This window comes from Kitasatospora sp. NPDC127035 (genome assembly GCF_042726075.1).
GTDB lineage: Bacteria > Actinomycetota > Actinomycetes > Streptomycetales > Streptomycetaceae > Kitasatospora.
Genome location: NZ_JBHXDN010000100.1, coordinates 1 through 25,491, shown reverse-complemented (window position 1 = coordinate 25,491; position 25,491 = coordinate 1). Strand labels below are relative to the sequence as shown.

The window sequence follows — 25,491 nt, the reverse complement described above, 5'->3', positions numbered from 1 at the left end:
CGAAGACGGAAAGCGGGATGACGGCGTCCGGGTCGTCCGCCGTCACCCCGCTCAGGCCGACGTACTCGGTGACGTCACCGAGGATCCCGGCGCCGCCGATCGAATCACCGAAGGAGGCCGAGAAGCCGTAGAGCACCCAGATGCAGCCCACCAGGGCCACTGACCCGAAGGTCATCATGATCATGTTGAGGATGCTCTTCGCGGCGACCATGCCCCCGTAGAAGAGCGCGAGGCCCGGCACCATCAGACAGACGAGTGCCGTGCTCGCGAGCATCCAAGCGGTACTTCCGGTGTCCATGCGTACGCTCCACGGAGAAGTCCAGCAGAAGGAAACTATGTTTCACGGCAGTAGACACGCGGTGCGTTACGAATCCCTCCGCGGCCGATTAAGGCCGGGTTTCAGTGCTGGGGGCTGTCCCCGAAGGCCGTCACCGCCAGGAAGCGGATGGGGAGTTCGGCCAGCCGCTCCGGACCGTGCGGGGCCTCGCCGTCGAACTGGAGGGCATCACCGGAGCGCAGGGTGTAGCTGGACTTCCCGTGGCCGTAGACCATGACACCTTCGAGCATGTAGATGATCTCGGTTCCGGCGTGCTGAAAGAGCGGGAAGACCTCGCTGGACTCGGTGAGGGTGACCAGCAGGGCGTCCATGCGCTTGTGAGCGCCCCGCAGGGAGCCGAGCTGGGCGTACTCGTGGCCGATGCGGGTGCCGCGCCGGACAATGCGGGCGCCGTGCCCGGCGGGGACGAAGACGGCCTCGCGTTCGTCGTCCATGCCGCGGAAGAGGGCGGTGACCGGGACGTCGAGACCGCGCGCGAGCCGGGAGAGCGTGGTGAGGCTGCACGCGGTCTGAGCGTTCTCGATCTTCGACAGCATGGCCTTGGAGATGCCGACCCGCCGCGCCATCTCACCGACCGACAGGCCGGCCGCCTGCCGGTACCCGCGGGCCCGGATCGCGATGATGCGCTCCAGGGCCGTGTCGTCGGAGTCCGCTGCGGGTTCGGTGTGCTCGGCGCGCTCTGTCACCGACGCATCCTATTCTGTTCGAACCCCTATGCCGTGCGGTCCAGGCGGAAGCGGGGGTGGGGCCGTGCGCGGCCGGTGGCGAGGTCGGCGGCCATCGCGCCGATGACCGGGGCGAACTTCGCGCCGTGGCCGGAGCACGCGGAAACGATGACGAAGGGGCCGTGGCGGTCGAGGACGAACTCGTCGTCAACGGTGGTGGTGTAGAGGCAGGTCGTCCCGGCGACCGGGTCGGGGTCGAGGCCCGGGAGCCGGTCCTGGACGAATGCGCTCACACGGATCCGCGACGACGGGTCGACGATGCCGGTACGGGTGGTTGCCGTGGTGGGGGTGCCGCGGTCGTGTTCGGCGACCTTGACCGCAGGGAGGGCGCCGCCGTCGGCGCCGGAGGGCAGGCCGAAGACCTGCATAGACGCGTCCTTGCAAACCAGGACCGGCCAGGCCACGGACGGCTCCCGTTGCCGGAAGTGGAAGACCTGCTGCTGGGTCACCTTGAGCGGCGGCAGCGTGACGGGCAGTTCGAGGCCGGGCAGCCACGCACCGGCGGCTACGACCACGGTGTCGCAGGTGAGCTCACGTCCGTCGTCCGTACGCAGCACCACCGCGCCCGGTACGTCGATGCCCGTGACGCGTACGCCGGGCCAGATGTCCGCACCGTGCTCGGTCGCCCTGCGCACACACGCCGCGACGGTCCCGTCGGCGTCGATGACACCCGCGTCCGGGTGGTACAGCGCCGGGCCCGTGAAGCGGATGTAGGGCCAGCGTTCCGCGGCGGCCGGCGCACCGAGTACCTCGCAGCGCACTCCGGCCTCGCCCAGCACGGCGGCCAGGCTCTCCAGGTCACGTCGCTCCCCGAAGTCGAGGCCACCGGTGGTGCGCAGCAGTGGAGTTGCGCTGTCGTGTTCCAGTTCGCACCACTTCTCGGCCGCCTTGCCGGTCAGGCCGACGTAAAAGGGATCGGCGTAGGCGCGTCGGAAGATCCGGGAGCTGCCGTGTGAACTGCCGTGCCGGTGGCCGATGTCGTACGCCTCGATCAGGGTGACCTCGTGGCCGCGGCGGGCCAGTTGCCAGGCGGTGGCGGCACCCATCAGGCCTGCGCCGACGACGGCGATCACAGGCCCTCCCCGGGGATCCACCGGGTGCCGACGAGCGGGACGCGGGCCATGGCGGCGGACTCGATGGTGAGGGCGACCAGGTCCTCGGGTTCGAGGTGGAGGAGGTGTGCCTTGCCGCAGGCGCGGGCGAGGGTCTGGGCCTCCATCGTCATCACGCGGAGGTAGTTCGCGAGTCGCCGACCGGCCTCCACGGGGTCGAGGCGGGCGGAGAGTTCCTCGTCCTGGGTGGAGATGCCGGCGGGGTCGCGGCCGTCCTGGTAGTCGTCGTAGTAGCCTGCGGCGGAGCCGAGCCGACGGTACTCGGCGTCGTACTTCGGGTGGTTGTCGCCCAGGGCGATCAGGGCGGCCGTGCCGATGGCGACGGCGTCCGCGCCCAGGGCGAGCGCCTTCGCCAGATCGGCGCCGCTGCGGATGCCGCCGGAGACGATCAGCTGGACCTGACGGTGGGCACCCAACTCCTGCAGTGCCCGTACGGCTTGGGGCAGGGCGGCCAGGGTGGGGATGCCGACGTGTTCGATGAAGACGTCCTGAGTGGCGGCCGTGCCGCCCTGCATGCCGTCCACGACGACGACATCGGCACCGGCCTGGACCGCGAGCCTGACGTCGTAGTACGTCCGGGCCGCGCCCACCTTCACGTAGACCGGCTTCTCCCAGTCGGTGATCTCGCGCAGTTCGAGGATCTTGATGGCGAGGTCGTCGGGGCCGGTCCAGTCGGGGTGGCGGCAAGCGCTGCGCTGGTCGATGCCGACGGGCAGCGTCCGCATGCCGGCGACCCGTTCGGTGACCTTCTGACCGAGCAGCATGCCCCCGCCGCCGGGCTTGGCGCCTTGGCCGAGGACGACTTCGATGGCGTCGGCGGCGCGCAGGTCGTCGGGGTTCATACCGTACCGGGACGGCAGGTACTGGTAGACGAGGTGCTGGGAATGGCCGCGTTCCTCCGGGGTCATGCCGCCGTCACCGGTGGTCGTCGAGGTGCCCACCTCGCTGGCCCCACGGCCGAGCGCCTCCTTGGCCTGGGCGGACAACGCCCCGAAGCTCATGCCGGCGATGGTGACGGGTGTCTTCAGCCGCAGCGGGTGCGAGGCGTGCCGGGTGCCGAGGGCGACGTCCGTGCCACAGCTCTCGCGGTAGCCCTCCAGCGGATAGCGGGACATGGACGCGCCGAGCAGCAGTAGGTCGTCGAAGTGCGGAACTCTGCGCTTGGCGCCTCCGCCGCGGATGGCGTAGACGCCGGTCTCGGCGGCACGCTGGATGGCGTGGATGGTGGCGCGATCGAAGGTCGCGGACTCGCGAAGGCCGTGTGATGCGGGTTCCATGCTTCCTCGAACTCCCTCAGTACGATGACGTGTTGTCGACCTTGAAGTGATACAGCTCGCGGGCCGATCCGTACCGGCGGAAGTCGGCCGGATCCTCGCCCCGCCCGGCCGCGCTGAGCAACTCGGCCAGCTCGGCGTGGTGTTCGGGCCGCATCTCCTTCTCCACACAGTCCGCGCCCAGTGACCTGACCGTCCCGCGGACGTAGATGCGCGCCTCGTAGAGGGAGTCTCCCAGGGCGTCTCCCGCGTCGCCGCAGACCACCAACCGCCCGGCCTGGCCCATGAACGCGCTCATGTGGCCGACGTTTCCGCCCACCACGATGTCCACACCCTTCATGGAGATCCCGCACCGGGCGGAGGCGTCCTCGTCGATCACCAGGAGGCCGCCGTGGGCGGTCGCGCCGGCGGACTGGGAGGCGTTGCCACGCACACGCACCGTGCCGGACATCATGTTCTCGGCGACGCCGGTCCCGGCGTTCCCGTGGACGGTGACGGTGGCCCGCTGGTTCATTCCCGCGCAGTAGTAACCGACGTGGCCTTCGACGTCCACGACGAGTTCCTCCCGGATTCCGCAGGCCACGGCGTGGGCGCCACGCGGATTGAGGATGCGCCAGGCCGTGGCCGAGGGCGTGTGCAGAGCCCGGTTGAGCTCGCGCACCGGGGTCTCGGCCAGATCGATCAGCGTTGCCATACGTACACCTCTTCCGGCTCGGGTTCGAAGATACGGGCGTTCTCGATGCCCGGCAGGACGTCCAGGGCCCGGTACTCGGAGGCCATCGCGACCCACCCGTCGGTCTCGGCGACGAGGGCCGGCTTGCAGGCGATGGCATCGCGGACGACGGCGAAGGAGTCGCTCGTGGACACCAGCAGGGTGTAGAAGCCGTCGAACCGCTCGCACAGCAGCCGCAGCGCCCTCTCCAGATCGGCGCCTTCCGAGAGCTGGTGCGCGATGAAGCGGGCACCGACCTCGGAGTCGTTCTCGCTGTCGAACTCCATTCCTCGGGAACGCAGTTCACGGCGAATGGTGGCGTGGTTGGCGAAGGAGCCGTTGTGCACCAGGCACTGGCCGGGGCTGACCGAGAACGGGTGGGCCCCCTCGGGCGTCACGGCGGACTCGGTGGCCATCCGGGTGTGGCCGACGCCCTGCCGGCCGGTGACCGACGCGAGCCCGAAGGACTCGGCCAGTTCCACGGGGTTCCCGGTGCCTTTGAGTACGGCCATTCCGATGCCGGAGCCGATGACGGTCGCCCGCGGCAGGGCGTCCGCGACGGCCGCGAGCAGCCCGGCGACGGGGAGGTCCGCGTGAACGACGGTGGTGGCGTCGGCCGCGAGGGCCACGGCGCCCGGCAGTGCGGCCCGCGCGTCGGCCGGCGTGACGCCGAGCAGCGAGACGGCGGCCCGTCCCGGCGGGGACAGGCGCGGGTCACCGTAGACCGCGACACCGGCCGAGTCCCGCCCGCGTTCGACGACCTGCCCCAGCATCGCGGTCAGGAGCTCACCGAGCCGAGGTTCGAGCGAGGGCTCACGCAGATGGAGCCCCACGATTCCGCACATCTCAAATCCCTTCAGAGAACGGCGAAGCGGACGACGTTCGGGGACCGGTCAGAAGGCCGTCAGATAGCGGTCGAGCTCCCAGGGGCCGACCGTGGCGTGCCAGTCGAAGAACTCCTCGCGCTTGAGATCGGCGAAGTACCGGCTCACGCCGCTCCCGGCCACGTCCAGGGCGCCGCTGACCACGTCATCGGCCTGGAGCGCCTCCACGGCGTGCAGCAGGGTCGGCGGGAGCTCGGGCCCCTTCCCGCCCGCGCCCGGATCGCCGGGGTCGAGGCCTCGGTCGATGCCGTCGAGGCCGGCGGCAAGGGCGACCGCGGCGGCAAGGTAGGGATTGGCAGCGCCGTCCCCGCCGCGCAGCTCGATGCGATTGCCGTCGGGGACCCGCACGAAGCGGGTGCGGTCGTTACCGCCGTACCCCGCGATGCGCGGTGACCAGCTGGCACCCGAGCGGGTGGCCACCGCGCCGGTGCGCTTGTAGGAGTTGACCGTCGGCGCGATGACGGCCTGCAGGGCCCGCGCGTGCTCGACGATCCCGGCGACGAAGGAGTAGGCGAGCGGAGAGAGGCCGAGGCCACGCCCGTCGGTGGCGTCGGGGAACGCGGGGTCGTCACCCCGCCAGAGCGACAGGTGCAGGTGCATGCCGGTGCCGGTACGGTCGGCGAACGGCTTCGGCATGAACGTGGCGGTCATGCCGCGCTGTTCGGCCAGGACCGACACCAGGTACCGCATGGTGATGACCCGGTCGGCGGTGGTGAGGGCGTCGGCATGCCGGAAGTTCTGCTCGAACTGGCCGTTGCCGTCCTCGTGGTCGTTGGCGTAGTTGCCCCAGCCGAGGGCGTTCATGGCCGAGGACACGGCGGTGAGATGGTCGTACATCCGGGTCAGTCCGTGTGCGTCATAGCAGGGCCGGGCGGCCGTGTCCCTGGCATCGGCGACGCTCAGCACGCCGTGCGCGTCCCGGCTCACCAGGAAGTACTCGACCTCCGCCCCCACCGAGAGGGACAGCCCCCGCCCCGCGGCCCGCTCCACCAGCCTGCGCAGGATGACCCGCGGAGCGTACGGCCAGGGCTCCCCCTCCACATGCGGATCGCAGTGGACCAGGGCCAGACCGGGCTTGACGAACGGAACGGGCGTGTAGGAGGAGGCATCCGGCCGTGCGACGACATCGGGATCGCCGGGCTGCTGGCCGAGCGCACCGGCCGCGTATCCGGCGAAACCGACGCCCGCGTCCCGGAGTTCCTCCACGGCCTGGGACGGGACGAGCTTGGCGCACGGCTTTCCGGTCAGGTCCACGAAGACGGCAAGGACGAATTCGATGCCGTCGGCGCGAACCAACTCGGCGAGATCGGGGATGGCGGTCGCCATGAATCCCTCCCAGGATGTCTACTGCAGTGATCCATCGTTGCCTATCAGTAGACGCACGTGGCGTTACCGGGGGATTTCCACCGTGGAAGCTCCTGGTAAGCCCAACGCCGGCTCAGGAGTCCGCCGCGGCGAGACCCACGACCGTCCTGGGCACGGTCGTTGCGAAAAGCCGTGCCCGACAGGCAAACGCACAAGGCGCAGCGGGCCGGCCGGCCGGCCGGCCGGGTCTGGAGGCCGATCAGCGGGACCTGCTCGCGGGGGTCGGCGTCGAGGAGGACCCCGGGCTGGTGGCCGCCGAGGCCGCCGCCGAGACGAAGCCGAAGGTCTCCCGCACCGACCGGTTCGCCCAAGGCCTGGCCGCCCTGGCGGCCTTCGTCGAGCAGCACGGCCACCCACGGGTCCCACGCCCGCACAAGCAGCGTCACCGTGTCGTACCTTGCCCTGGGCACCTGGCTCGACAACCAGAAGAGCCAGGCGGGCGAAGCTGACCCCGGGCCGGCTCGCGCAGCTCGCCGATCACGGCGTGGAGCGGGCGGTGTGTGGGCGCCGGTCGTGACGGAAGTGGCCGTCGGCGGCCGGCCTAGGGCCGTGCAGCCCCAGGCCGGCCGCCAGGCGGAAGCACCAAGACGAATGCAGCGGGGAGCCGCACGGGGGGCATCTGTGCCTGCTGCCCCGAGAGCGCCTTGCGGGGAGGCGGTCTCCCAGGGGCACAGCTGTGTCTGGGGACGGGCGGCGGTGCCTCGGGACGCCGTCGGCGCGCCGTTGCCGGCGGCCCCGAGGAGATCAGGAGGCTCTTCGCCCGGCGGTGACGAACAGCGCGGCCACGCCGGGTGCCCGCCGCGCCACTCCCCCCGACGCGACCGGACCGGAGTAGCCTGAAGCCGTCGGCTGCCCTGTGAGCGAGCCCCGGTCACCAGCGGTGCTCGAGGCGCTTCTTTCCGGAGGTGTCGTGGCTTCCCCCCGAGCCCTGGCCCTGACTCTCTGCCTCGGCCTCGTGGCGCTCGGCAGCGCCGGCTGCGGAAGCGAGAGCCCGCCCGCTCCGGTGGCGCCGGAGGTGGCCGCGTCCGCCGCCGAGGTCGGCGGCATGGACGCACTCATCCGGGCGGCGCAGCAGGAAGGGGCTCTGACCGCCACCACGCTGCTGCGGCACTGGGCGAACTACGGGGGTCTGATCGACGGGTTCGAGGAGAAGTACGGGATCAAGGTCACCGTCGACAATCCCAACGGTGACAGTCAGAACGAGATCGACGACATGAAGCGCTACCGCGGTCAGGAGCGGGCGCCCGACGTGCTCGACCTCGGGGACTCCTTCGCCGTAGCAGCCGCCGAGGAGGGTCTGCTGGCTCCCTACCGGGTCGCCGCCTACGGGCAGATCGCGGAGAACCAGAAGGACCCGCAGGCCCGCTGGTACAACAGCTACGGCGGCTATGTGTCCATCGGCTGCGACGCGGCCCGCGTAAGGACCTGCCCGGTCTCCTTCGCCGAGCTGCTGAAACCGGAGTACAACGGCATGGTCGCGCTGAACGGCGGCAACCCCAACACCGCCGGATCGGCCTTCGCCGGCGTCTACGCCGCGGCCCTCGCCAACAACGGCTCGTTCGACGACATCCAGCCGGGCATCGACTACTTCGGCCGGCTCGCCGCCGTGGGCAACTACAACACCGGCAACCCCGTACCGGAGTCGATCGTCAAAGGCGAGACGCCGATCTCCATCGACTGGGACTACCTCAACCTCCAGCACGTCGACGCCCTGCGCGGCCAAGGGGTGGACTGGAGGGTCGCCATCCCCTTCGACGGCAGCTTCTCCCAGTACTACGCCCAGGCGATCAACAAGGACGCCCCCCACCCGGCGGCGGCCCGGCTGTGGGAGGAGTACCTTGCCAGCCCCGAGGGTCAGAACCTGCGACTCGTGGGCTACGCCCGCCCGGCCCAGATGGACGCCATGGCCAAGGACGGCACCCTCGACACGAACCTCGCCGCCACGCTGCCCACCGTGGAGGGCACACCCCGCTTCCCCAACCCGGCACAGCTGGAACAGGCCCGCAAAGTCGTCAAGGAGAACTGGGACAAGACCGTCCCGCCGAAGCCCGCCCCGTCCTCCTGACGGCGCAGCCGTCCCTGCCGGGTACGGGTAGACCGGAGCGCACAGCGGCCGTTGGGCCTTCCAACTGCCCCCTCGGCGCGGAGGGCGGGGCAGCGTCCACCTGTCGCCGGACCGTAGAAGGCCTCGTTGCGTTCCTCTCCTCGGATCCGCGACGCCTGTTGGAGGCGGCGCGGATCCGGCTGGTGGTGTCGTCGAGCGTCCTTGGCCTGGCGGTGACTCCGAGTGGTTGCGGCCCCGGCTGAAGCAGGAGGCGTCGCACCGCCGGGACGTGCGGTTCCCGCCCCGCTCCGGCGTTGCGGGCGCTGCGTCGCCGGTCGCCGCCAGCGGGGGTGGTGGGGCGGTGGAAGGCCTGCCGGAGGGGCGCCCGGCCGGATTCGGGGTCGGCGGCGCCGTCCGGCGCCTCACGGCCCACCGGGGAGTCTCGGGCGGGCGGCTCCTGTCCCGGTGCGCCGTCGATCGCCCCGCTCTCCGGCCGAACTGTGACGAGAACGACAGCCGGTGGGGCTGGCCCCGGTGGGTCGCCGAGCGGTTTCCTGTCGCCATGACCGATTCCGGGCCATTGGCCCGGATTATCCGGATTCCCGGGGCGTGACACATGAAACCGGTTCGTACCAATACTTCCGCAGCCGTCTACCTGCGCTGCTACCCCTTCGACCCGAGCGGGATGGGACCCCACCTGCACGCACTGCGGCACCTCGCGAACGAGCTCAGGTTCACGCCTTTGGCCGTGTTCCTCGACAACGGCCACCGCTCCCGGGGCCCGCTTCCCGCCCTCCATCGTCTGATCGGGCTGCTGACCGCGGGCGCCTTCCGCGCGCTGCTCGTCCCGGGCCCGTTCGTCTTCTCCCTCTCCGACCTCGAAGCGCGCTCGATCTGGTCCCAACTCACCAGCTCGGGAACCCGCGTCATCGAACTCCCGCCGTCTCAACTGATCGCCCGATGGGGGTGGGGACGGTGATCACGAGCTCGGACCCGGCCTGGACCCGCTGGGTGGGGCGCACGGTCGACCTGCCCGGCGGCGGCCCCGGAATCGTCCGCATGGCCCGGCGCGAGATCGCCGCGGACGTGCTGTGGGCCGTGGACGCACGCGGGACCGTACACCGGATCACCCGGCACCACACACCCCCGGGCCCGTGCGCCCACGCCGCCCACCCACCGGCCGCCCGGCCACCCGCGCACGCGCCACCCGCGAAACACGGACCGTAGAGCCACCTCGCACCCGAGGCACCGCACCGGGCACCGGCCCTCCCTTCCGTCGAAGACACGGATCACCAGGACACGGGCGGAGAAGGCCGCACCCGTGGTGGGCGGCTTCGACGACGAGGACGACGACCAGGGTGAGGTGCCCGGCGAGCTGGACTCCGCACTGGAGTGGGCCCGCGCCGGGGCGTGCATCCTCCAGCAGTCCCTCATCCGGGAAGGCGGTACCAGGCCGCCCCGGACTCGGAGTTCTTGGGGGTCGCGCGGGTCTCCGGCCAGGGCGGCCGGCCCTTGAGCGACTGCAGGTGGTATGGGGTCGGAGGCACTCTGTCCCGTCCCCTGAAGATCCCTCCGGCGAGCCGGCCCTGCCCGCACGGCAGGGATGGGATTCGCCGAGGTCCTCCCCCCGGGGTTCGGGACGGGAGAGCGGTTGCCTGGTACCGCGCAGGGCGGGGCGTGGGGTGGGCCTCAGGTCAGTGTGCTGTCCTGGTGGGTGGGTCGGTGATGTTCCACTTCTGGAGAGCTGTGCGTGAGGCGGCCTGCTGGGTGATCAGGGCGCCGTTGGCGGTCGAGGCTGTGGTGAGCAGGAGTTTGCTGTCGGCCGAGGCGATGGTGTAGCCGCCGTTGACCGAGGCGATGGTCCAGCGCTGGTTGACGTGGCCGGTGCAGCGCCACTGAATGATGCGCGTGCCGGGCGCGTAGGACGCGGCGGTTACGTCGGCGCAGAGCCCGGATGCCTGGTTGACGAGCGTGTAGTTCCCGTCCCGTTGCTGGGTGAGGGTCCACTTCTGGCTGAGGTCGTTGCGTGCGTTGCGGGTGCTGAGCCGGCTGCCGGGGAACTTCGAGGCCGCCGGGACGCCCAGGGCCTTGCCGCCGATGGTGAGGGTGCGGACACCGTCCGGGGTGGCGTTGACGCGGACCTCGGCCAGGGTGAGCTGGTTGGTGCCGGCGAGCTGGACACGGACGAAACGTCCGTCGGCGCCGACGGGAACGGTGAGCTTCGTGGGTGCGGTGCCAGGGATTCGGATCTTCTTCACCGCCGGGTCTGCTTCGATGCTCGCCCAGCTGCGGCCGGTGAGATCCGTGGCCGACACGACGACGTAGAAGTCGGTGAGGCCCTTGGCCACCTCGCCCGTGCGGTTGAACAGCTCCACCGACCGGATCGGAAGCCGCGCGCCGAGGTCGGTCTGCCACCAGGCCCGCGTCTCGTTCTTGGTCTGGCTGAGGCTCTGGTTCTCCGAGGCGCCGCTGGTGTTGCCGTCCGCCGCCCGTGCGGCGAATCCCCTGTTGCTGGTGGAGGACTGGGTGGCGGGCCTGCCCAGGGCGGCGTTGACGGTGGCCTTCACCGGTGTGCCGTACTGGCCGTCGGTGAAGACGGTCTTCCACTGCTGCGCAGCGAACCACTCGTGCACGGCGGGGGTGTAGTGAACACTATCGGCGTAGATCCCGTAATTGGGTGGGGTGTCGGCGTTGTAGAGCGAGGTACCCGTTGCCGTGGTGGCATCCGCCGCGTCGAGCATCCGGTAGGGGTGGGGGGCGGGCTGTTTGGCGATGAAGGTGGTCAGCGCTTCGGTGACTCGTTGTGTCGGTACCTCGCCATACTTTTCGACGTAGTTCCTGGAGCGCGGACGGTAGAGGAAGATCGGGGCCCCGGTGTCGCCGGTGATCGTTCGCAGCGGGTTCAGGACCTTGAGGAGCGCCTCCTGGAGGCCGTTGACGGTGGTGTCGGCATTCTTCGCCTCGGCCTCCCACTGGTTCCAGTGGATGCCGATGATGCGGGGCCGCTTGCCGTTCTCCTGGAGTGCGCGCAGGCCGTTGCTGATGGTGTTCATCGCCAGCGGGAACAGGCTTTCGATGTCGGTCGGGTCGCGGTCCGGCCACCAGCGGTTGTTCCCCCCGAACTCGGTCTCCAGAACGCCCTGGCTGCCCCAGGCGATGTGGATCACGTTGAGGTCGGGCAGGCGCGTTCCCCCCTCTATGGCGCGCTGCCAGCGCAGCGCGGTGGCCGACGCGACGTTGTAGTTGTAGCCCACCTTGGGCTCTGCTCCGTGTTCCAGGCCGAGGTTGTTGCCGGCGCAGGTGTAGGGCGACCAGGTGGCCGTCGTCGCTCCGACCACCCGGTGGTCCGTCCGGTTCAGCCCTTTGACGTTCGTGAGGGACCGGCACTTCGTCTGGTCCGCGTCCGTGAGGGGAGCCGTCCACCCCTCCGCGTTGCTCTGGCCGAGCACGATCAGCACCGGCGCGTCCTTGGCACGGTCGTACGGTGCCTGTGCGGGGTCCGGCGCGGGGATCGTGGCGGCGGCCGGCGGGGGAGCCAACGTGGCGGAGGTGGCCAGCAGGGTGAACCCGGCCACGATCGAGGTGGCGAGGCGGCGGCCGGCAGATGAGGAGAAGGGCCGCGCGGCGGATGTCTGGATGCTGTGGCGCCGTGACAGCGGGTCCTCGCCGGTCGGTGGCCAGGCGGCGGGTCTATTGAACATGACGCGGCTCCTTTGCCGAATCGGATGATCAGGGCTCGTTGTGTCGGTTCGTCGTCCGCACCGGGCCGGTCCTCGCGGGCCCGCACCGGCGGACGCGCACGGCCGCGGTCCGTGTGGAGGTCCTGGGCGACGCGCTCTGCTCAACGTGGTCCGTCTCGGACATGCCCGGGGTGTTGCCGACCTGGCCGCTGCATCCGGCGGGTCGGACGAACGGCGTCGGGTCGGGACTGTCGGCGCCCTGCCTGGGTGGGGATCTGTTCAGGGATGTCCGGGTGGGGGCGCTGGATGTGGTGGGGCTGGTGGGGGGTGACTCGGTTCTGGGTGGGGGGATGGCCGGGAGCACGGGGACAGGGGCGGCCTGAGCGGCTCCGGCGGGGGTGCTGGGTGGGATGTCCTCGTGCGGGCCCGTGTGTCGGTCTTGAGGATGCGCAGGGACTTGCTCAGTGCCGCGCGCGGCTTCGGGGAGCTTCACGGAGCCGAGGCGCGGCACGATCGTGCCGATCACGGCGATGGGGTGTCAGGTGTGCAGGGTGTTTCGGACGGGCGTCGCCTCGCCGGCTGCCGGGCCGAGAGGGTGAGGTGGCCGGCGTGGGACCGCGGTCGCCCCGTGGTCCCACGCCTACCGGGTGTCAGGTCGCGTACCCGAGCGAGGTTGTGGTGAGCACGATGGGGCTGATGACGTTCTCGCCCTTGTCGTTGATCCAGGTGGCGGTCAGCTTCCCCTGGACACCGGGGCTGGTGTCGGCCTCCAGCTTGAGGAAGGTGCGTGGCGCGTCGGTGTGGGCCACGAGGCCGGGAGTGGTCAGGGTCGCCAGGTGGCCGGCCGTGATGTCGTGCAGCGGGCTGACGACGAACTCCCACAGATCGTAGTTGCGCAGCGGGTTGTCGTTGTTCTTCAGGGCACGGGAGACGTGGATGTCGCCGCTGAGCAGGACGCAGCCCTTGATGTTGTTGGTTCTGATGTACTCGAGCAGTTCGGTCTTCTCGGTTTGGTAGTTGGCCCAGTGGTCGCCCTCGGGGCCGTCCTTGTCGTACCAGGTCATTCCCGAGGCGAGGATCTTGAAGGTGGCGGTGCTCTTGCTCAGGCGGTCGAACAGCCAGGCCTTCTGGACCGGTCCCATGCAGACCTTCGGGTTGGCGCTCGCGTTGGAGAACCACCGGGGGTCGGTGAGGAACACCTCGATCGGGCCGCGCCGGAAGGAGGTGTAGATGCCTTCACCGGGGCCCCGGCCGGTCACCGGCTGGGTGCCGTTGGTGGCGTGGCCGAAGGTAGCGTTGGCGTGGTAGTCGACGAACGCCTGGCGGAAGGGCGCCTTCCCGGTGAAGGTGCCGTCGGAGCCGTTGAGGCCGAAGTCGTGGTCGTCCCACGTTGCCCAGATCGGCATCGACCTGACCAGGTTGTCGATGCCTGGCGCGGCCAGGAATTCGCGGTGGGTCCTGCGCGCCTTGGCCAGAGCGGTAGCGGTGGCGGTACCCGCCGGGACGCCTCTGTCGGCGTACGGGGTGTCGCCGAGCATGACGAAGCCCTCGCAGCCCTTGTTGATGATCTGTTGCCACACGGGGTTCGACACGGTGTGCGCGCAGGAGCCGAAGCCGAGGGTGGCCTTGGTGGCCGTGCCCGGCGTCGGTGCGGTCGTGAACTTCCCGGCCATCGGGACGAAGGACGGCGGGGTCTGGCCTTGCGACGTGACGGGGGTGATGGTGTAGGTGTATGCCGTGCCCGCCTGCAGGCCCGTCACGTCGAACAGGACGGTGTTGTCGTTGCCGGTGTCGACGTTCTTGGTGAGGCTGGCCTTCACCACGGCCCCCGCGAGCACCTCGCACTTCCAGGACGAGTGGGACACGCCCGGTCGTGCCCAGATCCGGGCCGTCGTCTCGTCCACGTGGCCGACGAGCGGGCCGGCCTTGGGCGACTCTGTCTGACCCACATTGGCCGTGGGGTTTGCCCGCACCCACGTCACGTAGTCCGTCAGGGCGTGGAAGAACTTGTGGCTGTCCTCGATGGCGGCGGCGGACTCGAGCGCCGTTCCGTCCTCCGCGTAGCACTTGTCGATGGTGAGGCTGGAGACCAGGTACCTGCCGGATCCGCTCTTGCCCTCCAGCAGGGCCGCCGGGAAGCTCTCCCCCGGTGTACAGGACAGGAGTGCGCGCATCTCGGCCCAGGCGCCGATCGACTCCCAGCTGGTCCAGAGATTCGCCCCGTCGCCGCGCTTGGTGCGGCGGCCGATGAACACCGGCTGGGCGGACGACGGGGCGGACGGGGCCGTCAGGGCCTTCACCAGCATGTGGCCGGTGTCCACCGGGTAGATCGTGTTGGAGTCGTAGTCGGTGCGCACCGCGTGCATCGGGATCGCGTCGTACTGGTACTTGGTGACCGGCAGGTAGGACACACCGAGGCCGGGAGAGTCGGGCTGAGCGAGGTCGAGGACCACGCCGCCGGCTTTGACGAACGCCTGCAGCGAGTCGCACTGGTTCGTCACGAAGGTGGAGTACCCGGTCATGGCGCCGCTGTTGGCGAAGCTGCCGAAGGCGATCAGGTGCACGGTCTTGGCCTGGGCGTTCGCCGCGCGGGTCGGGTCCAGGTCTATCACCTCGAAACCGGCGTTCTGCAGCAGCGCCTTCAGCCCGCGGGCGTTCGTAGCGCTGTCGATTTCGTCCAGCACGGCCGCGACCAGTCCCGACGAGGAGCGCGAGTGCGCCACCGCGTCGGTGCCGGTCATGACATTTCCGGCGGCGGCCACCGCCGCGCCGGCGCCCAGCAGCTGCACCACCGTACGGCGGCTGACCTGGTACGGGGTACGGGGAGAGTCGTCCATTGTCTTCTCCTGGTGTGATGTGTGTCGACGGCTCTGTCGAAGCACAGCCTCATCCGGGCACGGCCGAACCAGGGCCCGGAAGGGGGTGGAGCGGGGGACGGGCAACCCGCTGGTAGCGGGCTGGACAGTGCAACGCACGGGGCCGCCGCAGGCGCCCGGGTGGGGACATCGCAGCTCAGCCGAATGTGACGCTGCCGCCGCTTCGGCGGACCGGTGAGGCAGTGCACCGGAACCGGCGAAGCAGGAGGGATTAGTTGGAACTACAGCGCCGCGCAACTGCACTGTCAATACTCCGGAACCCGGACATCCATCGAAGGCGGGGGAACAACGGCACGATCCCGGCAACGGGCGAAAAAGGTGGATCACTACTCCGGCTCTTGATCCACTACTCCGGTTCTTGATCCACTCCGGCCGATTCCCTCGGCGGCCGGGACACCCCCGGGGGAAATCCGCAGGCGGGCCGCCGGCTGGGCGGCGACCTGAGAACCACCTCCCGAAGCGGCCACCCCGGGCAGGGTTCGCGCATGAAGTACCGATCAAATCAAGGGAGTTGTTGACAATTCGCCGCCCCTGACCGACCAGAGCGCTCCGCTGGGCCCCGGAGGTGACGTTCGTCTCCCTGCGAACTCACACCGAACCTCCCGACCGGACGACGGGCACGCCCGACCGACCCGCACAGGGCGTCACAAGCGGAGAATTCCCGGCCCGCACCCGCCTCTTCTCCTACCCCGCGGCGAAGGCGCGCGGCACGCAGAGGAGCCCATACGATTGTGCTATCCGCCCCATCAGCATTTCGGGCCTTGACACCACTCCCCCTCACCGGCCGAAGATCAACACCCGCCCACCGCACCCTGCTCGCCCACGCCGACCCGCTGCGCCGGTACGCCTCCCGGCCGCTCACACCCTGCTGCATGAGCTGGAAGTATGCCGCCCTCTCCTCGGCGACCTTCCTCGGTCCCTGCGGCTTCCGTTCCTTGCGGATCTCGAAGTCCATCGCATCCCCTGAGCTGAGGTATTGCGACGACCGCTAGAAAGGAAGCGCGCAGGGTGGCGGCCCTCCGTGTGTCCGGGGGCGGCCGGCATGCGCGTCCGGCCGCCCCCGGCGGGTGGTGCCGCGCCGGCCCATCGCCCACGGGGGGTGTCAGGGCGACGGGCGTGGAGCAGGGCACTACCGCGCGCGCCGGTCGGGGCGCTCGAACCGGTTCAACGACCGGACACGGCCCCGGTCACCAGGAGGGCGGCGACGGCCTGGGCGCGTCTGCCCCAATTAGCGGCCGAGTCGTCGCGGGGTACCGGGCGGCCAATCAGTGGAAGCCACATCATCGGCGGTCGGGTGACAGCCATACCCAGCACCCCTGGGTGCCCCGATCCTACGAATGACCGGAACGGCCCACGACGAACGGTATGGATCGGGTGACCTGGCGGGCCTGGGCGGAGTGTCCGAGGGGGCCGGGATCGGGGTGTCGGTAGCTTTTCGATGCGGGCCCGGGTCGCCTCCCTGACAAGTCGCGGCCAGGGGCTCGCGCCTATGACGCGCCAAGGGCTGGACCCGTGGGTCCAGCCCTTTCATGCTGTTGGTGGCGAAGCCGGCGTACAGGTGAAGGTCCAGAAGGTCGCTGGGTGGGCGGTCCGGGCTCCCTAGGCCGTTGCCCGCTGGACACGGTAGCTCCAGCGGGCGAGCGACCTGACGACGGTTTCGGCACCGATGGGGTTGGCGCTGTGGACGAAGACAGCTCCGATCTGAAAGGGCTGTCCGTTGAAGGCGGCTTCCTCCATAAGGGTCACCACCGGCATGATGGTGTCGTCGCCACCGAGATCGTGGTCGAGCCACAGCTCGTCAATGAAGCTGTGGCGGTGCTCTTCCAGAAGCTGGATACCTTCGCGGCTGGTGCGGGCAATCCGCGTGGCCCGGGGAAGGGGGCGGAGGTCGTCTATGCCGAGGACGACGGGTATCGGCGAGGTGGGGGCTTCTTTCACTGGGTGATTGTCACAGTAGGCGGGCGGGATAACCACGGAGTATTGAGGCTCTGCTGGGCGGGCGGTGCCACATCAAGGTGGGGCAGCAGGCTCCTGTTGATCCATCATGAGTGGGCCAGTGCCCGTCCAACGCCGTTTGGGGTACCGACTTGGGTCTGAGCGGCGCATTCATGGCAGCACGGAGACAGGCCTGTCAGTTCGGAGTAGGGAAGAGGATTCCTGGGTGGCCTGGTAGCGGTAGGACTCGGTGCCGGTCTGGATCAGGGTGCAGCGGAGGGTGATCCGGTCGGCGATGGCCGCGCAGAGGCGGGCGTCGCCGAAGGTCTTATCCCATTCGGTGAAGGGTGAGTTCGTGGCGACCGAGGTGGCCTTGCGCTCCTCGGCTCGGTGAAGATCTGGAACAGCAACTTCGCGCCCTTGCGGTCCAGGTTCAGGTAGCCGAACTCGTCCAGGCACAAAAGATCGATCTTGCTGTAGCGGGCGATCACCGAGGACAGGCGGCGGCTCGCGTCGGCCTCGCGAGCTCGTTCACCAGTGCGCTGGTGGTGGTGTAGCGGACCGACAGGCCGGTCTCGGCGATTGCGGTGCCGATGCCGATCAGCAGGTGGGACTTGCCGGTGCCGGAGTCTCCGATCAGCACCAGCGGCCGGCCCTCGCGGACCCAGGTCGGGGATTCGAGGTCCCCCCGACGACCTCGGGGGTGACGTTGGGGTTCTTCTCGAAGTCGAAGTCCTCCAGCCGCTTGGGCCGCGGGAAGCGGGCCAGCCGCAGGAGTCGCTGCTGGCGGCGGAGGTCCCGGTCGGCGAGTTCGACCTGCAGCAGGTCCAGCAGGAACTGCTTGTAGGTGGCCTGCTCGCGCCGGGCGGTGCCTGCCAGGTCGATGAACCGCTCGCGGAATGCCGGCAGGCGAAGCTCGCGGCATGCTTCGTCGATGAGCATGTCCTCCGGGTCGCCGCGCAGCGACATCCTGCGGCCGGGGACCTTGCCGGTGTCCTGCTCGTCGTCCTGGTCGGTGACGGTGATGGTGGGCCTCATGCGCCGTGGCCTTTCTGGGTCTGGCTGTCGCGGCTGGCGACCGGGCTCAGCAGCCGGTCGTACTTGCTCATGTCGGGCAGTGCCTGGCGCGGGTCGGGTGGCAGGCGGCGCGCGTGCAGGGAGATCACCTGGGCTCCGGCGGCCGCGGGCGCGACTTCACCGGCCTCGTCGGGGCCGGCCAGGAGCTCGGCGTCGTCCGCGTCGGTGCCTTCCAGGCCGTGCGCAGCCAAGGGCCGGGTCGGTGCGCAGGGTGCGACGTACGGTGTGCGCCGCACCGCCGGACCGGCCTGGTGACCTGCGGTGAAAAGTTTGGCGGGGCGAAACTCACCGGCCTTGCGGGGCGGATCTCACCGGGTCCGGGGCGAACTCACCGGCCTTGCGGGTGCGGTGCGCGGCCCCGGGCCGGGCACGATGGAGACAGGCACGGGCGAGGAGACAGCGATGCGTACCGGGGACGTCGTGGTTGATGGGGATCGTTGAATTTGGCTCTGACCGGATCTGCGTGAATCCCCAGGTCAGGGCGTGAATGCAGGAACGTTCGCCCTGGGCAGCTCTCGTTCATGGGGGTCTGCTCGGTCGAGGATGTTCTGTTTCCCAGGATCGCTGTGCGGTTGGAGGGTGTGACCGCGACCGAGGAGGTGCTCTTCGCCTACGCGGTCGCGTGTGGACCGCCCGGTCGCTGCCCGCCATACGGACGGAAGGCGGCCCGGGTCCATTCGACGTACCGGCGGACTCTGGCCGAACAGCCGCTGGGCGGACGCAAGTTGGCCGTCCGACTCAGGGTTCGCCGGTTCTTCTGCGACCGCCGGTCGTGCGGACGGACGACGTTCGTCGAGCAGGTCGACCGGCTGACAGAACGTCATCGAAGGTCCAGTCTCGGGTTGAAGGAAGTGCTGCGCGCGGTTGCCGTCGAGCTGGGCGGCCGGGCCGGCGCACGGCTCTGCCGCAAGCTCCACCTGGCGGCCGGCCGGACCCGCCTGCTGAAACTGCTGGAGGCCTCGCCAGCGCCGGAGCGGGCTCCACGGGTGCTCGGCGTGGACGAGTTCGCCTTCCGGCGAGGTCGCCGGTACGGGGCAATCCTGGTCGACGTCGAGACCGGGCGGGTAGTGGACGTTCTGCCCGACCGGACGTCCGAGACGTTCGCCGCATGGCTCACGGCGCATCCCGGTGCGGAGATCATCTGCCGGGACAGGGCCTCGGCCTACACCAAGGCGGTCAAGCAGGCGGCCCCGGACGCCACCGAAGTCGCTGACAGGTGGCACCTGCTGCAGAACCTCTCCGCAGCGGTGGAGAAGACCTGCCACCAGCACCGCTCCTGCCTGCGGAAACGGGCCGAGGAGGAGGACTCGTCCGAGCCCCCGATGGTGCTGTTGCCGCCACTGGAGCTGCCCCGCACCCAGATGGTCGAGCGGACCCGCCACCGCTACGCGGACGTCCACCGGCTACTGGGGAAGGGCTGGACGATCAGCGCCATCGCCCGCCACCTTGGACTGGACCGCAAGACCGTACGCCGCTTCAAGACCACCGACCTCGACGTCCTGCTCGGCTCCGCCCGCGACCGCCGCCCAGCGGGTCTCCTGGAACCGTTCAAGCCCTACCTGAACAGCCGCTTCACCGCCGGGTGCACCAGTGGCACCCGCCTGTTCGAGGAGATCCGCGAACGTGGCTACCGCGGCAGCATCCAGGTCGTCCGTAAGCACCTCACCGCCCTGCGGAAGGGCACAGCCGAACCGGTCCGGGCCGACATCCCCAGCCCGCGCAAGATCACCTCGTGGATCATGCGGCCCCGCGACACCCTCACCTCCGACGAGGAGGGCAGGCTCCTGGACGTCCGGCTCGTCTGCCCGGACATCGCCCGGGCCTGCGACCTCGCCCGTACCTTCCACGACCTCGTCAGCAAGCGCCACGGAACCCTCCTGCCCGAGTGGATCCGCCAGGCCGAGCAAGACGGCCCCAGCCGGATGAGCTCCTTCGCCGGCTTCCTCCGCCAGGATCTCGACGCCGTCACCGCCGGCCCCACCCTCCCCTGGAGCTCCGGCATCGTGGAGGGCAACGTCAACAGGGTCAAAACGATCAAGAGGCAAATGTACGGCCGGGCCTCCTTCCGCCTCCTGCGGATCCGTATCCTCACCAAGAACTACTGAACGGCCACGGCAGCTCTGGGGGAACAGTGAACTGGTCGATGGGGCCACGGCTGCGATCGTGGCGTGCGCGAAGGCAGGGCTGGGATCCCGATATCGTCAGGGCCTTGCGGCTGCCGGTGCCGCGCTCGGCACAGGAGCGCGCCAGCGAGCTCGTCCAACACGGGAAAGTGGCAGCGGCGATCAGCGAAATCCGCTCGGCAACGGGCTACGACCGTCGGGACGCAAGATGCGTCGTACTTGCCCTGATGCACGCCTGGAAGGTACCGGCCAGCCCGCCCCACCCCACAACATGACCCACCGTCAACTCTTGCCTTGATCATTCACGCAGATCCGGTCAGAGCCAATTTCGAAGATCCTCATCATGGTCGGCGAGACCTACATCGCGAACATCCCCCAGCGCCTCCCGCTGCGCCGTCCGGGAGACACACCCGAGCAGTGGCGGGCCAACATGCAGCTGCACCTGGTCCGCGGGCGGCGCATCACCGTGACCGCGACCGGCTTCGGCGAGGAACCCAACATGGTGGTGGTCAGCCGGGACATCCCGGCCGGACGCGCCCGGCTGCGCCTGACCGCCGAACAGGCCGCGACCCTCGACCTCGCCGAGGGCCAGGAGTACGAGATCACCGGCACCGTCACCGACGCGGACGGAAAGGCCCTCACCTTCCCCGGCACGATCGCCCACACCATCCCGGCCCGCCGGCTGCGCCCGGCCGACGAACGGCTGGAGCTCCACCCGGACACGGACCGCTTCCACCGGGCGCTGGTGTGCCGGGAAGCGGACGGGATGACGCCGGCCGAGATCGACCGGGCGGCGGAGAAGGCGCCGGCGCAGCTCCACCATGTCCCGGGCCTGGCGCTGGAGGACCCGAACGTCAACCATTCGGTGCTCACCTCCGAGACGGACCACCGGAAGTGGCTGCGAATCGCCGAACGGGTGCGGACGGCCGGACTCTCCGCCTACGACCCGCGGGCCGACCCGGACGCCGTGGAACACCTGCCGCTGATCCGGTTCCGGCAGCCCTGACGAAGGCCGGCGTGTCCTCTGACAGGTGATATTCACCGGCGTGGCCGAACAGCCGTCTGTACGGTCAGCCCATGGAGTACCTGCCCGAGACCGTAGACCGTCACATCCTGGACCATCGGATCGTCCTTACGATCAAGGCGATCCGGGATGCGTCCGGCTGCACGATCCATGACGCGCTCGACGTCTTCGCGCAGCGGTACGAGGAGCTCCGACGCGACCGACCGAACGACTTCCAGGTGAGCCGCGAGGAGTACGGGCAGACCGTCTACACCTGATATGCGGCCTTCCCCCTGGTCAAGATCACTTGCCGATCGGTCAAGATCGCGTGTCAAAGGACACGGCGGTCGGTTGCGGCGTGACCCGTCTCAACGAAGTTTGACCGCCTGAAATTCGTCTCATCGGGCTTTGACGCCGCAGGTCAGGTACGGTGCCGGAATGATCGGGGGTCTTCCTTCCGACGTTGACGTGCCCGACGAGATACTGCTCGCCGGCTACTTCGTCACAGCGCCCGAGCGGCTCGCGGGCTCGGGTATGCCCCGGACGGAGCGGCTGATCACGGCGTCCGAGTGCCTGAGCGACCGGCTTTCGCAGGATGGCTGCTGGTTCGGTACCGCGCGGGAGGCGTTGGCGGCCTGCCTCCTGTTCCAGGTGCCCGCGGAGGCGCGCCTGTACGCCCTGCTGGTGCCCTCCGAGCATGTCGGCGGCTTCGTTGCCGACATCCGCGCGGCCGGGACGGACGAGCCGGTGCTGCTCGCCCACCTCGACGGTCGGGGCGTCGGAGCGGCCGCTGCCCGGGAGATGGCCGAGGACGGGCACGAACTCGGCTGGGAGGTACTCGGCTACGACTACGGGCTGCTCCACAGCTGGCTCTGCAATGACCTGTACGACGACGGTGTGCTCAGTCTCGGTGTGGGTGTTAACGAACGCGGCTTGCTGCCCGACCGGGACACCGCCCAACGCGTCGCCGCCTGGGCAAACGCGCGTGGCGACACCAAACCGGTCACCTGGTTCCCCGGTGTCCTGATCGAGTGGGACGCCCCGATCGAGAGCCATCTCGGCCCCGTTGTCACCGAGACGGCGCCCTCTGCTCCGCAGCTCTGGTGGCGCCGGATCCTCCAGCTCCAGCGCGCCTGAAACTCAGGCCGAGTCGCGAGATCTCGGCACCAGTCAAACTTCGGTGAGACTGGTCAAACTATGTTGAGACAGGTGTCCTCTGACAGGCGACCTTGACCGATTGCCAAGAGATCTTGACGACGGACCGGCCGGGCCGGGAGTGGCCGGGGCGGTTTCCGCCGACGCACCGCCCCGCCCGGCCGTCCGCTACCTCGCGGCGGCGGCGGACGGATCAGCTGCCGTCGCTCTGGTCCTCGAAGTAGAACCAGTTGTCACCGTTCTCCGCAGAGAGGATGGACGTCCCGTCGTCGTCCGACTCGTCGGAGCCGGCCTTGGCGGCCTCCTCGATGAGGATCGCGGACGCCTTGTCCTGCAGAGCCGCCGGCACCCTGGCGGTGTCGGCCGTCAGAACGGCCTTCTCGCCGCTGAAGTCGGTGTGCTCGTAGAGCGTCACCGTCCACCCCGCGGGCACGCGGACGGAGGAGATGGAGTCGTTCAGGGACGGGTCGACCTGGTGGCGTCCCGGCTTGAGCGTGGCGGTCTTGCCCTTGTAGTCGTAGTCGACGTACACGGTCACGGGCATGAGGATCATCCCTTCTCGGAGTGTTATCAGTCAGACACTATCCGCCACCAGGCGTGGTCAAGCGCCAACCGGCGAAGATCACAAATGAACCAGGTGTGCGAGTCGCGGGAGAGGTCCGGCCGGGCCGGGAGTGCCACCCTCGACGCCTCAACCGCCGGTCAAGATCGAGTGGCAGAAACCTGGCACACGTCAAAATCACTTGGCAAACGGTCGAAGTCACTTGTAGAAGGACAACAGTGACCCGTATCAAAGTAGTTGATGCGTCTCAACGGAGTTTGACCGACCCCTACGGCAAGCGCTTCAGCTGGCGGGTTGAGTGTTCGGTGTCGGCTGCTGGGCCAAGTCTCCGCCGCGGCCGGCACGCGGTGGCGTGGGCACTGGTTCCGCCGAGACCGTCCGCGTCCAGTCCGTCCGGCCGGGGGTCCCGGCGCGCAGCCCGTCCGGAGCCGGCCAGGTCGCCACCAGGTCTTGGTGGTCGGCGAAACGCGAGCCGGGGACGGTGTCTTGCATCCGTCCGCCGTTCAGCCAGCAGATCTGCCAGGTGACGCTCTCGGTGTCGAGCAGGCAGCAGATCCCGCCACTCGCGGCGGTCAGTGCGGTGAACACCTCCCGGATGCTGGCGGACTGCTCGAACGCCTGGCTCATGCCCGTCGTGGCCGCGGTGAAGCGCAGTGACACGTAGCCGGGGTGCCACCAGGACGTGAACTGGACTGCGAGGTAGATGTATCCGACCGCCAGCCCGTCGTGCTCGTCGCGTTCCCCTCGGACGGTCTCGGAGAACTCGCGCATCGCGTCGTCGTCGACGCCGAACATGAGCGTGGTGTCGAGGTGCAGTGTGCTGCCGTCCGAGCAGTCGACCGGTTCGGTCTTGAAGTTCGAGGTGAACGGGAGAAGCAGCTGATCGCCCCCGGGCAGGGTCACCGTGATCTGCGGCAGTCGGCGCGTCCTCGGCGCCAGCACAGCGAGTTCGGTCAGCGCCCTTGCGACGCTCTGGGCAGGAACGACGATCTCGTAGCAGTAGTCGATCCCCACACACTCCACCTCTCCGTTGAACGAACCGAACCGTCCCACAACACGCCCGCCCGGGCCGGGGCATTCTTCTCCGCTACGACAGAGTCAGCTATGAGGGATCCAACACCCTCGAAGAGCGCCACCTCTGAGCCTGGTCAGCTTCACCCGCAACACCTGCTCGAAGAAGTGCCTCTCGCTCAGCAGCCGCCTTCGAGACGCCGAACTCGCTCTCTACGAGAACCCCAACGCCGTCGAAGACGATCCCCTCCGAACCCGGCGGTCCCGCGACAGGTGATCTTGGCTGCCTGCCAACCGATCTTGAGGAGTCGACACTGTCGCCTACGGGCGTATCCGTTGTTCTCGGCGATGTGTGGCCGCGCTCCGTACGTCCGCCAGAGCGCGTTCTCGGTCGACCTGCGGCGGCTCGAAGAGTCCTGGCGCCCACCGTGCATGCTCCTGCCAGCGGTCTTGCCAAAACTCCACCGTCCAACCGGGCCATCGCTGCGGCATCTCGTACGCCTCCGCCGATGCTCCGAGCAACCACCAGCCCACCCGTCGACGCAGCAGGTCGATGTGGATACCGGCATCGGCTGGCAGCTTGCACACCCCGTGGTCCGGGGCGCCGGCCAGACGATCGAGCAGGGCGGTGCCTTCTCGGACCGGGTGGTCATTGATGTTCGCCAGCACGTGGCAGCGGTCCGTTCCGACCGTCACCACCGCGAGCGGCGACTCGGGGTCGGCCAAGTCCTCGTCGTCCGGTTCGAGCATCGGTCCCACGACGAGTCCGCAATCGCGATCGCGGACGTGTTCGGAGTCCAACCCCAGGTAGGTGCGCAGGTCGGCGGGGCCGTCGTACATCCACCGGACCTCCCAGCCCGTCCACGCCTCCCGCAGCAGCTCAAGAGTGGCAGCCCGATAGCGCATCTCGGCGCTTGGCCCTTCCCAGGCGAACAGCATCAGCACCTTCCGGCCCAGGTCGATCAGTGCCGCACCTTGGCACATCACATCGTCCAGCCACCGGTCGCCCGCTCCCAGGCACCGGACCATCGAGAGAGTCTCTGCCGGTCCAGCCAGCAAGTCGAGGTCGATCCCCACTGCGCCAAACCTCGACAGGTACAGCTCATACTCACCGCTCTCGCGGACAACGACGAAGTTCGCACGATCACCCATCCCCCCAGCATGGCCAACAGCACAACCGTGCCACCACCGAATTCAACGCACTCGAATGGCCTTGAAGACCGGGTGTGTCTCTTGCCAGAGGACATCGGCGGTCAAACCTCGTTGAGACAAACCCCAGTCCGTCAAACTTCGCTGAGACTCATCGAATGACCTGTCGCACCGAAGTTCGTCGACCAGGTGAGCCGTGACCTGCGTGGACTTGGTTGAGTGAGACGACTGCGGGTCAGCGGCTTCCTGCGAGCGAGGGCGAGGGCCCACCGTTCGGTCGAGGGCCCGTGGCATCATCAGGCTGGTGAGCGGACGCGTTGTACGAACCCAGGCCGAACGTCTCAGTGGATACCGCCGCGTCCTTGAGGCTAGCTAGTGCTGTGACCGCATAGGTTCGCCGGGTTGGTACCGGAGGGCCCTGGACCGGTTGGATGTCGTGAGACGTTCAGCTCGGAAGGGGGCCCGGT

At 69.2% G+C, this 25,491-nt stretch carries 22 protein-coding genes and 2 pseudogenes; 7 read left to right on the top strand and 17 right to left on the bottom strand.

All coding sequences use genetic code 11. The features are described from left to right. The 8 genes and pseudogenes from ACFWIC_RS38385 to ACFWIC_RS38350 all read right to left on the bottom strand — a co-directional run. Positions 1-298 (bottom strand): annotated as a pseudogene (locus ACFWIC_RS38385) (ammonia channel protein); the annotation flags it as partial. Between the two features lie 101 nt (positions 299-399). Further along, positions 400-1,023: a helix-turn-helix domain-containing protein gene (locus ACFWIC_RS38380; RefSeq protein WP_380521651.1), complete on the bottom strand. Its 624-nt coding sequence runs from the start codon at positions 1,021-1,023 to the stop codon at positions 400-402. Between the two features lie 26 nt (positions 1,024-1,049). Continuing rightward, the gene (locus ACFWIC_RS38375; RefSeq protein WP_380521649.1) at positions 1,050-2,135 is read right to left on the bottom strand and encodes an FAD-dependent oxidoreductase; all 1,086 of its coding nucleotides are present in this window, start codon (positions 2,133-2,135) and stop codon (positions 1,050-1,052) included. Further along, entirely contained in the window at positions 2,132-3,451 is a 1,320-nt protein-coding gene (locus ACFWIC_RS38370; RefSeq protein ID WP_380521647.1) for an FMN-binding glutamate synthase family protein, read from the bottom strand. Before ACFWIC_RS38370 ends, ACFWIC_RS38375 begins: the two co-directional genes overlap by 4 nt. 16 nt (positions 3,452-3,467) lie before the next feature. Next, on the bottom strand, positions 3,468-4,142 hold the full coding sequence (locus ACFWIC_RS38365) for a glutamate synthase (protein WP_380361100.1): 675 nt from the start codon (positions 4,140-4,142) through the stop codon (positions 3,468-3,470). Continuing rightward, positions 4,130-5,005 carry a glutamine amidotransferase gene (locus tag ACFWIC_RS38360; protein WP_380521645.1) on the bottom strand — a complete coding sequence of 292 codons (876 nt, stop codon included), beginning with the start codon at positions 5,003-5,005 and terminating at the stop codon, positions 4,130-4,132. The genes ACFWIC_RS38365 and ACFWIC_RS38360 overlap by 13 nt, the downstream gene beginning before the upstream one ends. Before the next feature lie 48 nt (positions 5,006-5,053). Further along, the gene (glnT, locus tag ACFWIC_RS38355; protein WP_380521643.1) at positions 5,054-6,370 is read right to left on the bottom strand and encodes a type III glutamate--ammonia ligase; all 1,317 of its coding nucleotides are present in this window, start codon (positions 6,368-6,370) and stop codon (positions 5,054-5,056) included. A 44-nt stretch (positions 6,371-6,414) separates the two neighbouring features. After that, positions 6,415-6,795 (bottom strand): hypothetical protein, encoded by a 381-nt coding sequence (locus ACFWIC_RS38350; RefSeq protein WP_380521641.1) that lies wholly within the window; start codon positions 6,793-6,795, stop codon positions 6,415-6,417. A gap of 524 nt (positions 6,796-7,319) precedes the next feature. Here ACFWIC_RS38350 and ACFWIC_RS38345 point away from each other — a divergent pair. Together ACFWIC_RS38345 and ACFWIC_RS38340 are read left to right on the top strand one after the other, a co-directional pair. After that, positions 7,320-8,474: an ABC transporter substrate-binding protein gene (locus tag ACFWIC_RS38345; protein ID WP_380521640.1), complete on the top strand. Its 1,155-nt coding sequence runs from the start codon at positions 7,320-7,322 to the stop codon at positions 8,472-8,474. 595 nt (positions 8,475-9,069) lie between these two features. Further along, positions 9,070-9,432, top strand: a complete 363-nt coding sequence (locus ACFWIC_RS38340; protein ID WP_380521639.1) for a hypothetical protein — start codon at positions 9,070-9,072, stop codon at positions 9,430-9,432. Between the two features lie 715 nt (positions 9,433-10,147). Here the strand turns inward: ACFWIC_RS38340 and ACFWIC_RS38335 are convergent. Further along, positions 10,148-12,154: an RICIN domain-containing protein gene (locus tag ACFWIC_RS38335; RefSeq protein WP_380521638.1), complete on the bottom strand. Its 2,007-nt coding sequence runs from the start codon at positions 12,152-12,154 to the stop codon at positions 10,148-10,150. 629 nt (positions 12,155-12,783) lie between these two features. Further along, positions 12,784-14,970 (bottom strand): alkaline phosphatase D family protein, encoded by a 2,187-nt coding sequence (locus ACFWIC_RS38330; RefSeq protein ID WP_380521636.1) that lies wholly within the window; start codon positions 14,968-14,970, stop codon positions 12,784-12,786. 800 nt (positions 14,971-15,770) lie between these two features. On the opposite strand from ACFWIC_RS38330, the gene ACFWIC_RS38325 reads away from it, so the two are divergent. After that, entirely contained in the window at positions 15,771-16,001 is a 231-nt protein-coding gene (locus ACFWIC_RS38325) for a hypothetical protein (RefSeq protein ID WP_380521634.1), read from the top strand. Between the two features lie 607 nt (positions 16,002-16,608). On the opposite strand, the gene ACFWIC_RS38320 is transcribed toward ACFWIC_RS38325, so the two are convergent. The 4 genes and pseudogenes from ACFWIC_RS38320 to ACFWIC_RS38305 all read right to left on the bottom strand — a co-directional run bounded on the left by ACFWIC_RS38320 (position 16,609) and on the right by ACFWIC_RS38305 (position 18,212). Further along, positions 16,609-16,947 carry a cyclic-phosphate processing receiver domain-containing protein gene (locus ACFWIC_RS38320; protein WP_380521633.1) on the bottom strand — a complete coding sequence of 113 codons (339 nt, stop codon included), beginning with the start codon at positions 16,945-16,947 and terminating at the stop codon, positions 16,609-16,611. Between the two features lie 168 nt (positions 16,948-17,115). Beyond that, positions 17,116-17,587 (bottom strand): annotated as a pseudogene (locus ACFWIC_RS38315) (ATP-binding protein). Further along, positions 17,581-17,982, bottom strand: a complete 402-nt coding sequence (locus ACFWIC_RS38310) for an ATP-binding protein (protein ID WP_380521631.1) — start codon at positions 17,980-17,982, stop codon at positions 17,581-17,583. Before ACFWIC_RS38310 ends, ACFWIC_RS38315 begins: the two are co-directional and overlap by 7 nt. Continuing rightward, positions 17,979-18,212 (bottom strand): hypothetical protein, encoded by a 234-nt coding sequence (locus tag ACFWIC_RS38305; protein WP_380521629.1) that lies wholly within the window; start codon positions 18,210-18,212, stop codon positions 17,979-17,981. Before ACFWIC_RS38305 ends, ACFWIC_RS38310 begins: the two co-directional genes overlap by 4 nt. Positions 18,213-18,542: 330 nt before the next feature. Here ACFWIC_RS38305 and ACFWIC_RS38300 point away from each other — a divergent pair, with 330 nt between their 5' ends. From ACFWIC_RS38300 to ACFWIC_RS38285, 4 genes are all read left to right on the top strand, one after another. Further along, entirely contained in the window at positions 18,543-20,126 is a 1,584-nt protein-coding gene (locus ACFWIC_RS38300; RefSeq protein WP_380521628.1) for an ISL3 family transposase, read from the top strand. A 361-nt stretch (positions 20,127-20,487) separates the two neighbouring features. Beyond that, entirely contained in the window at positions 20,488-21,150 is a 663-nt protein-coding gene (locus ACFWIC_RS38295) for a hypothetical protein (protein WP_380521626.1), read from the top strand. 71 nt (positions 21,151-21,221) lie between these two features. Beyond that, positions 21,222-21,425: a hypothetical protein gene (locus ACFWIC_RS38290; RefSeq protein ID WP_380521624.1), complete on the top strand. Its 204-nt coding sequence runs from the start codon at positions 21,222-21,224 to the stop codon at positions 21,423-21,425. Between the two features lie 190 nt (positions 21,426-21,615). Continuing rightward, positions 21,616-22,284: a hypothetical protein gene (locus ACFWIC_RS38285; protein WP_380521622.1), complete on the top strand. Its 669-nt coding sequence runs from the start codon at positions 21,616-21,618 to the stop codon at positions 22,282-22,284. A 211-nt stretch (positions 22,285-22,495) separates the two neighbouring features. Here ACFWIC_RS38285 and ACFWIC_RS38280 read toward each other — a convergent pair whose 3' ends face one another. From ACFWIC_RS38280 to ACFWIC_RS38270, 3 genes are all read right to left on the bottom strand, one after another. Beyond that, a complete protein-coding gene (locus tag ACFWIC_RS38280; protein WP_380521620.1) occupies positions 22,496-22,846 on the bottom strand; it encodes a peptidase inhibitor family I36 protein in 351 nt (116 codons plus the stop codon). A gap of 300 nt (positions 22,847-23,146) precedes the next feature. Then, positions 23,147-23,878: a hypothetical protein gene (locus ACFWIC_RS38275; protein WP_380521619.1), complete on the bottom strand. Its 732-nt coding sequence runs from the start codon at positions 23,876-23,878 to the stop codon at positions 23,147-23,149. A gap of 318 nt (positions 23,879-24,196) precedes the next feature. Continuing rightward, positions 24,197-25,027: a hypothetical protein gene (locus ACFWIC_RS38270; protein ID WP_380521617.1), complete on the bottom strand. Its 831-nt coding sequence runs from the start codon at positions 25,025-25,027 to the stop codon at positions 24,197-24,199. Positions 25,028-25,491: the final 464 nt, after the last annotated feature.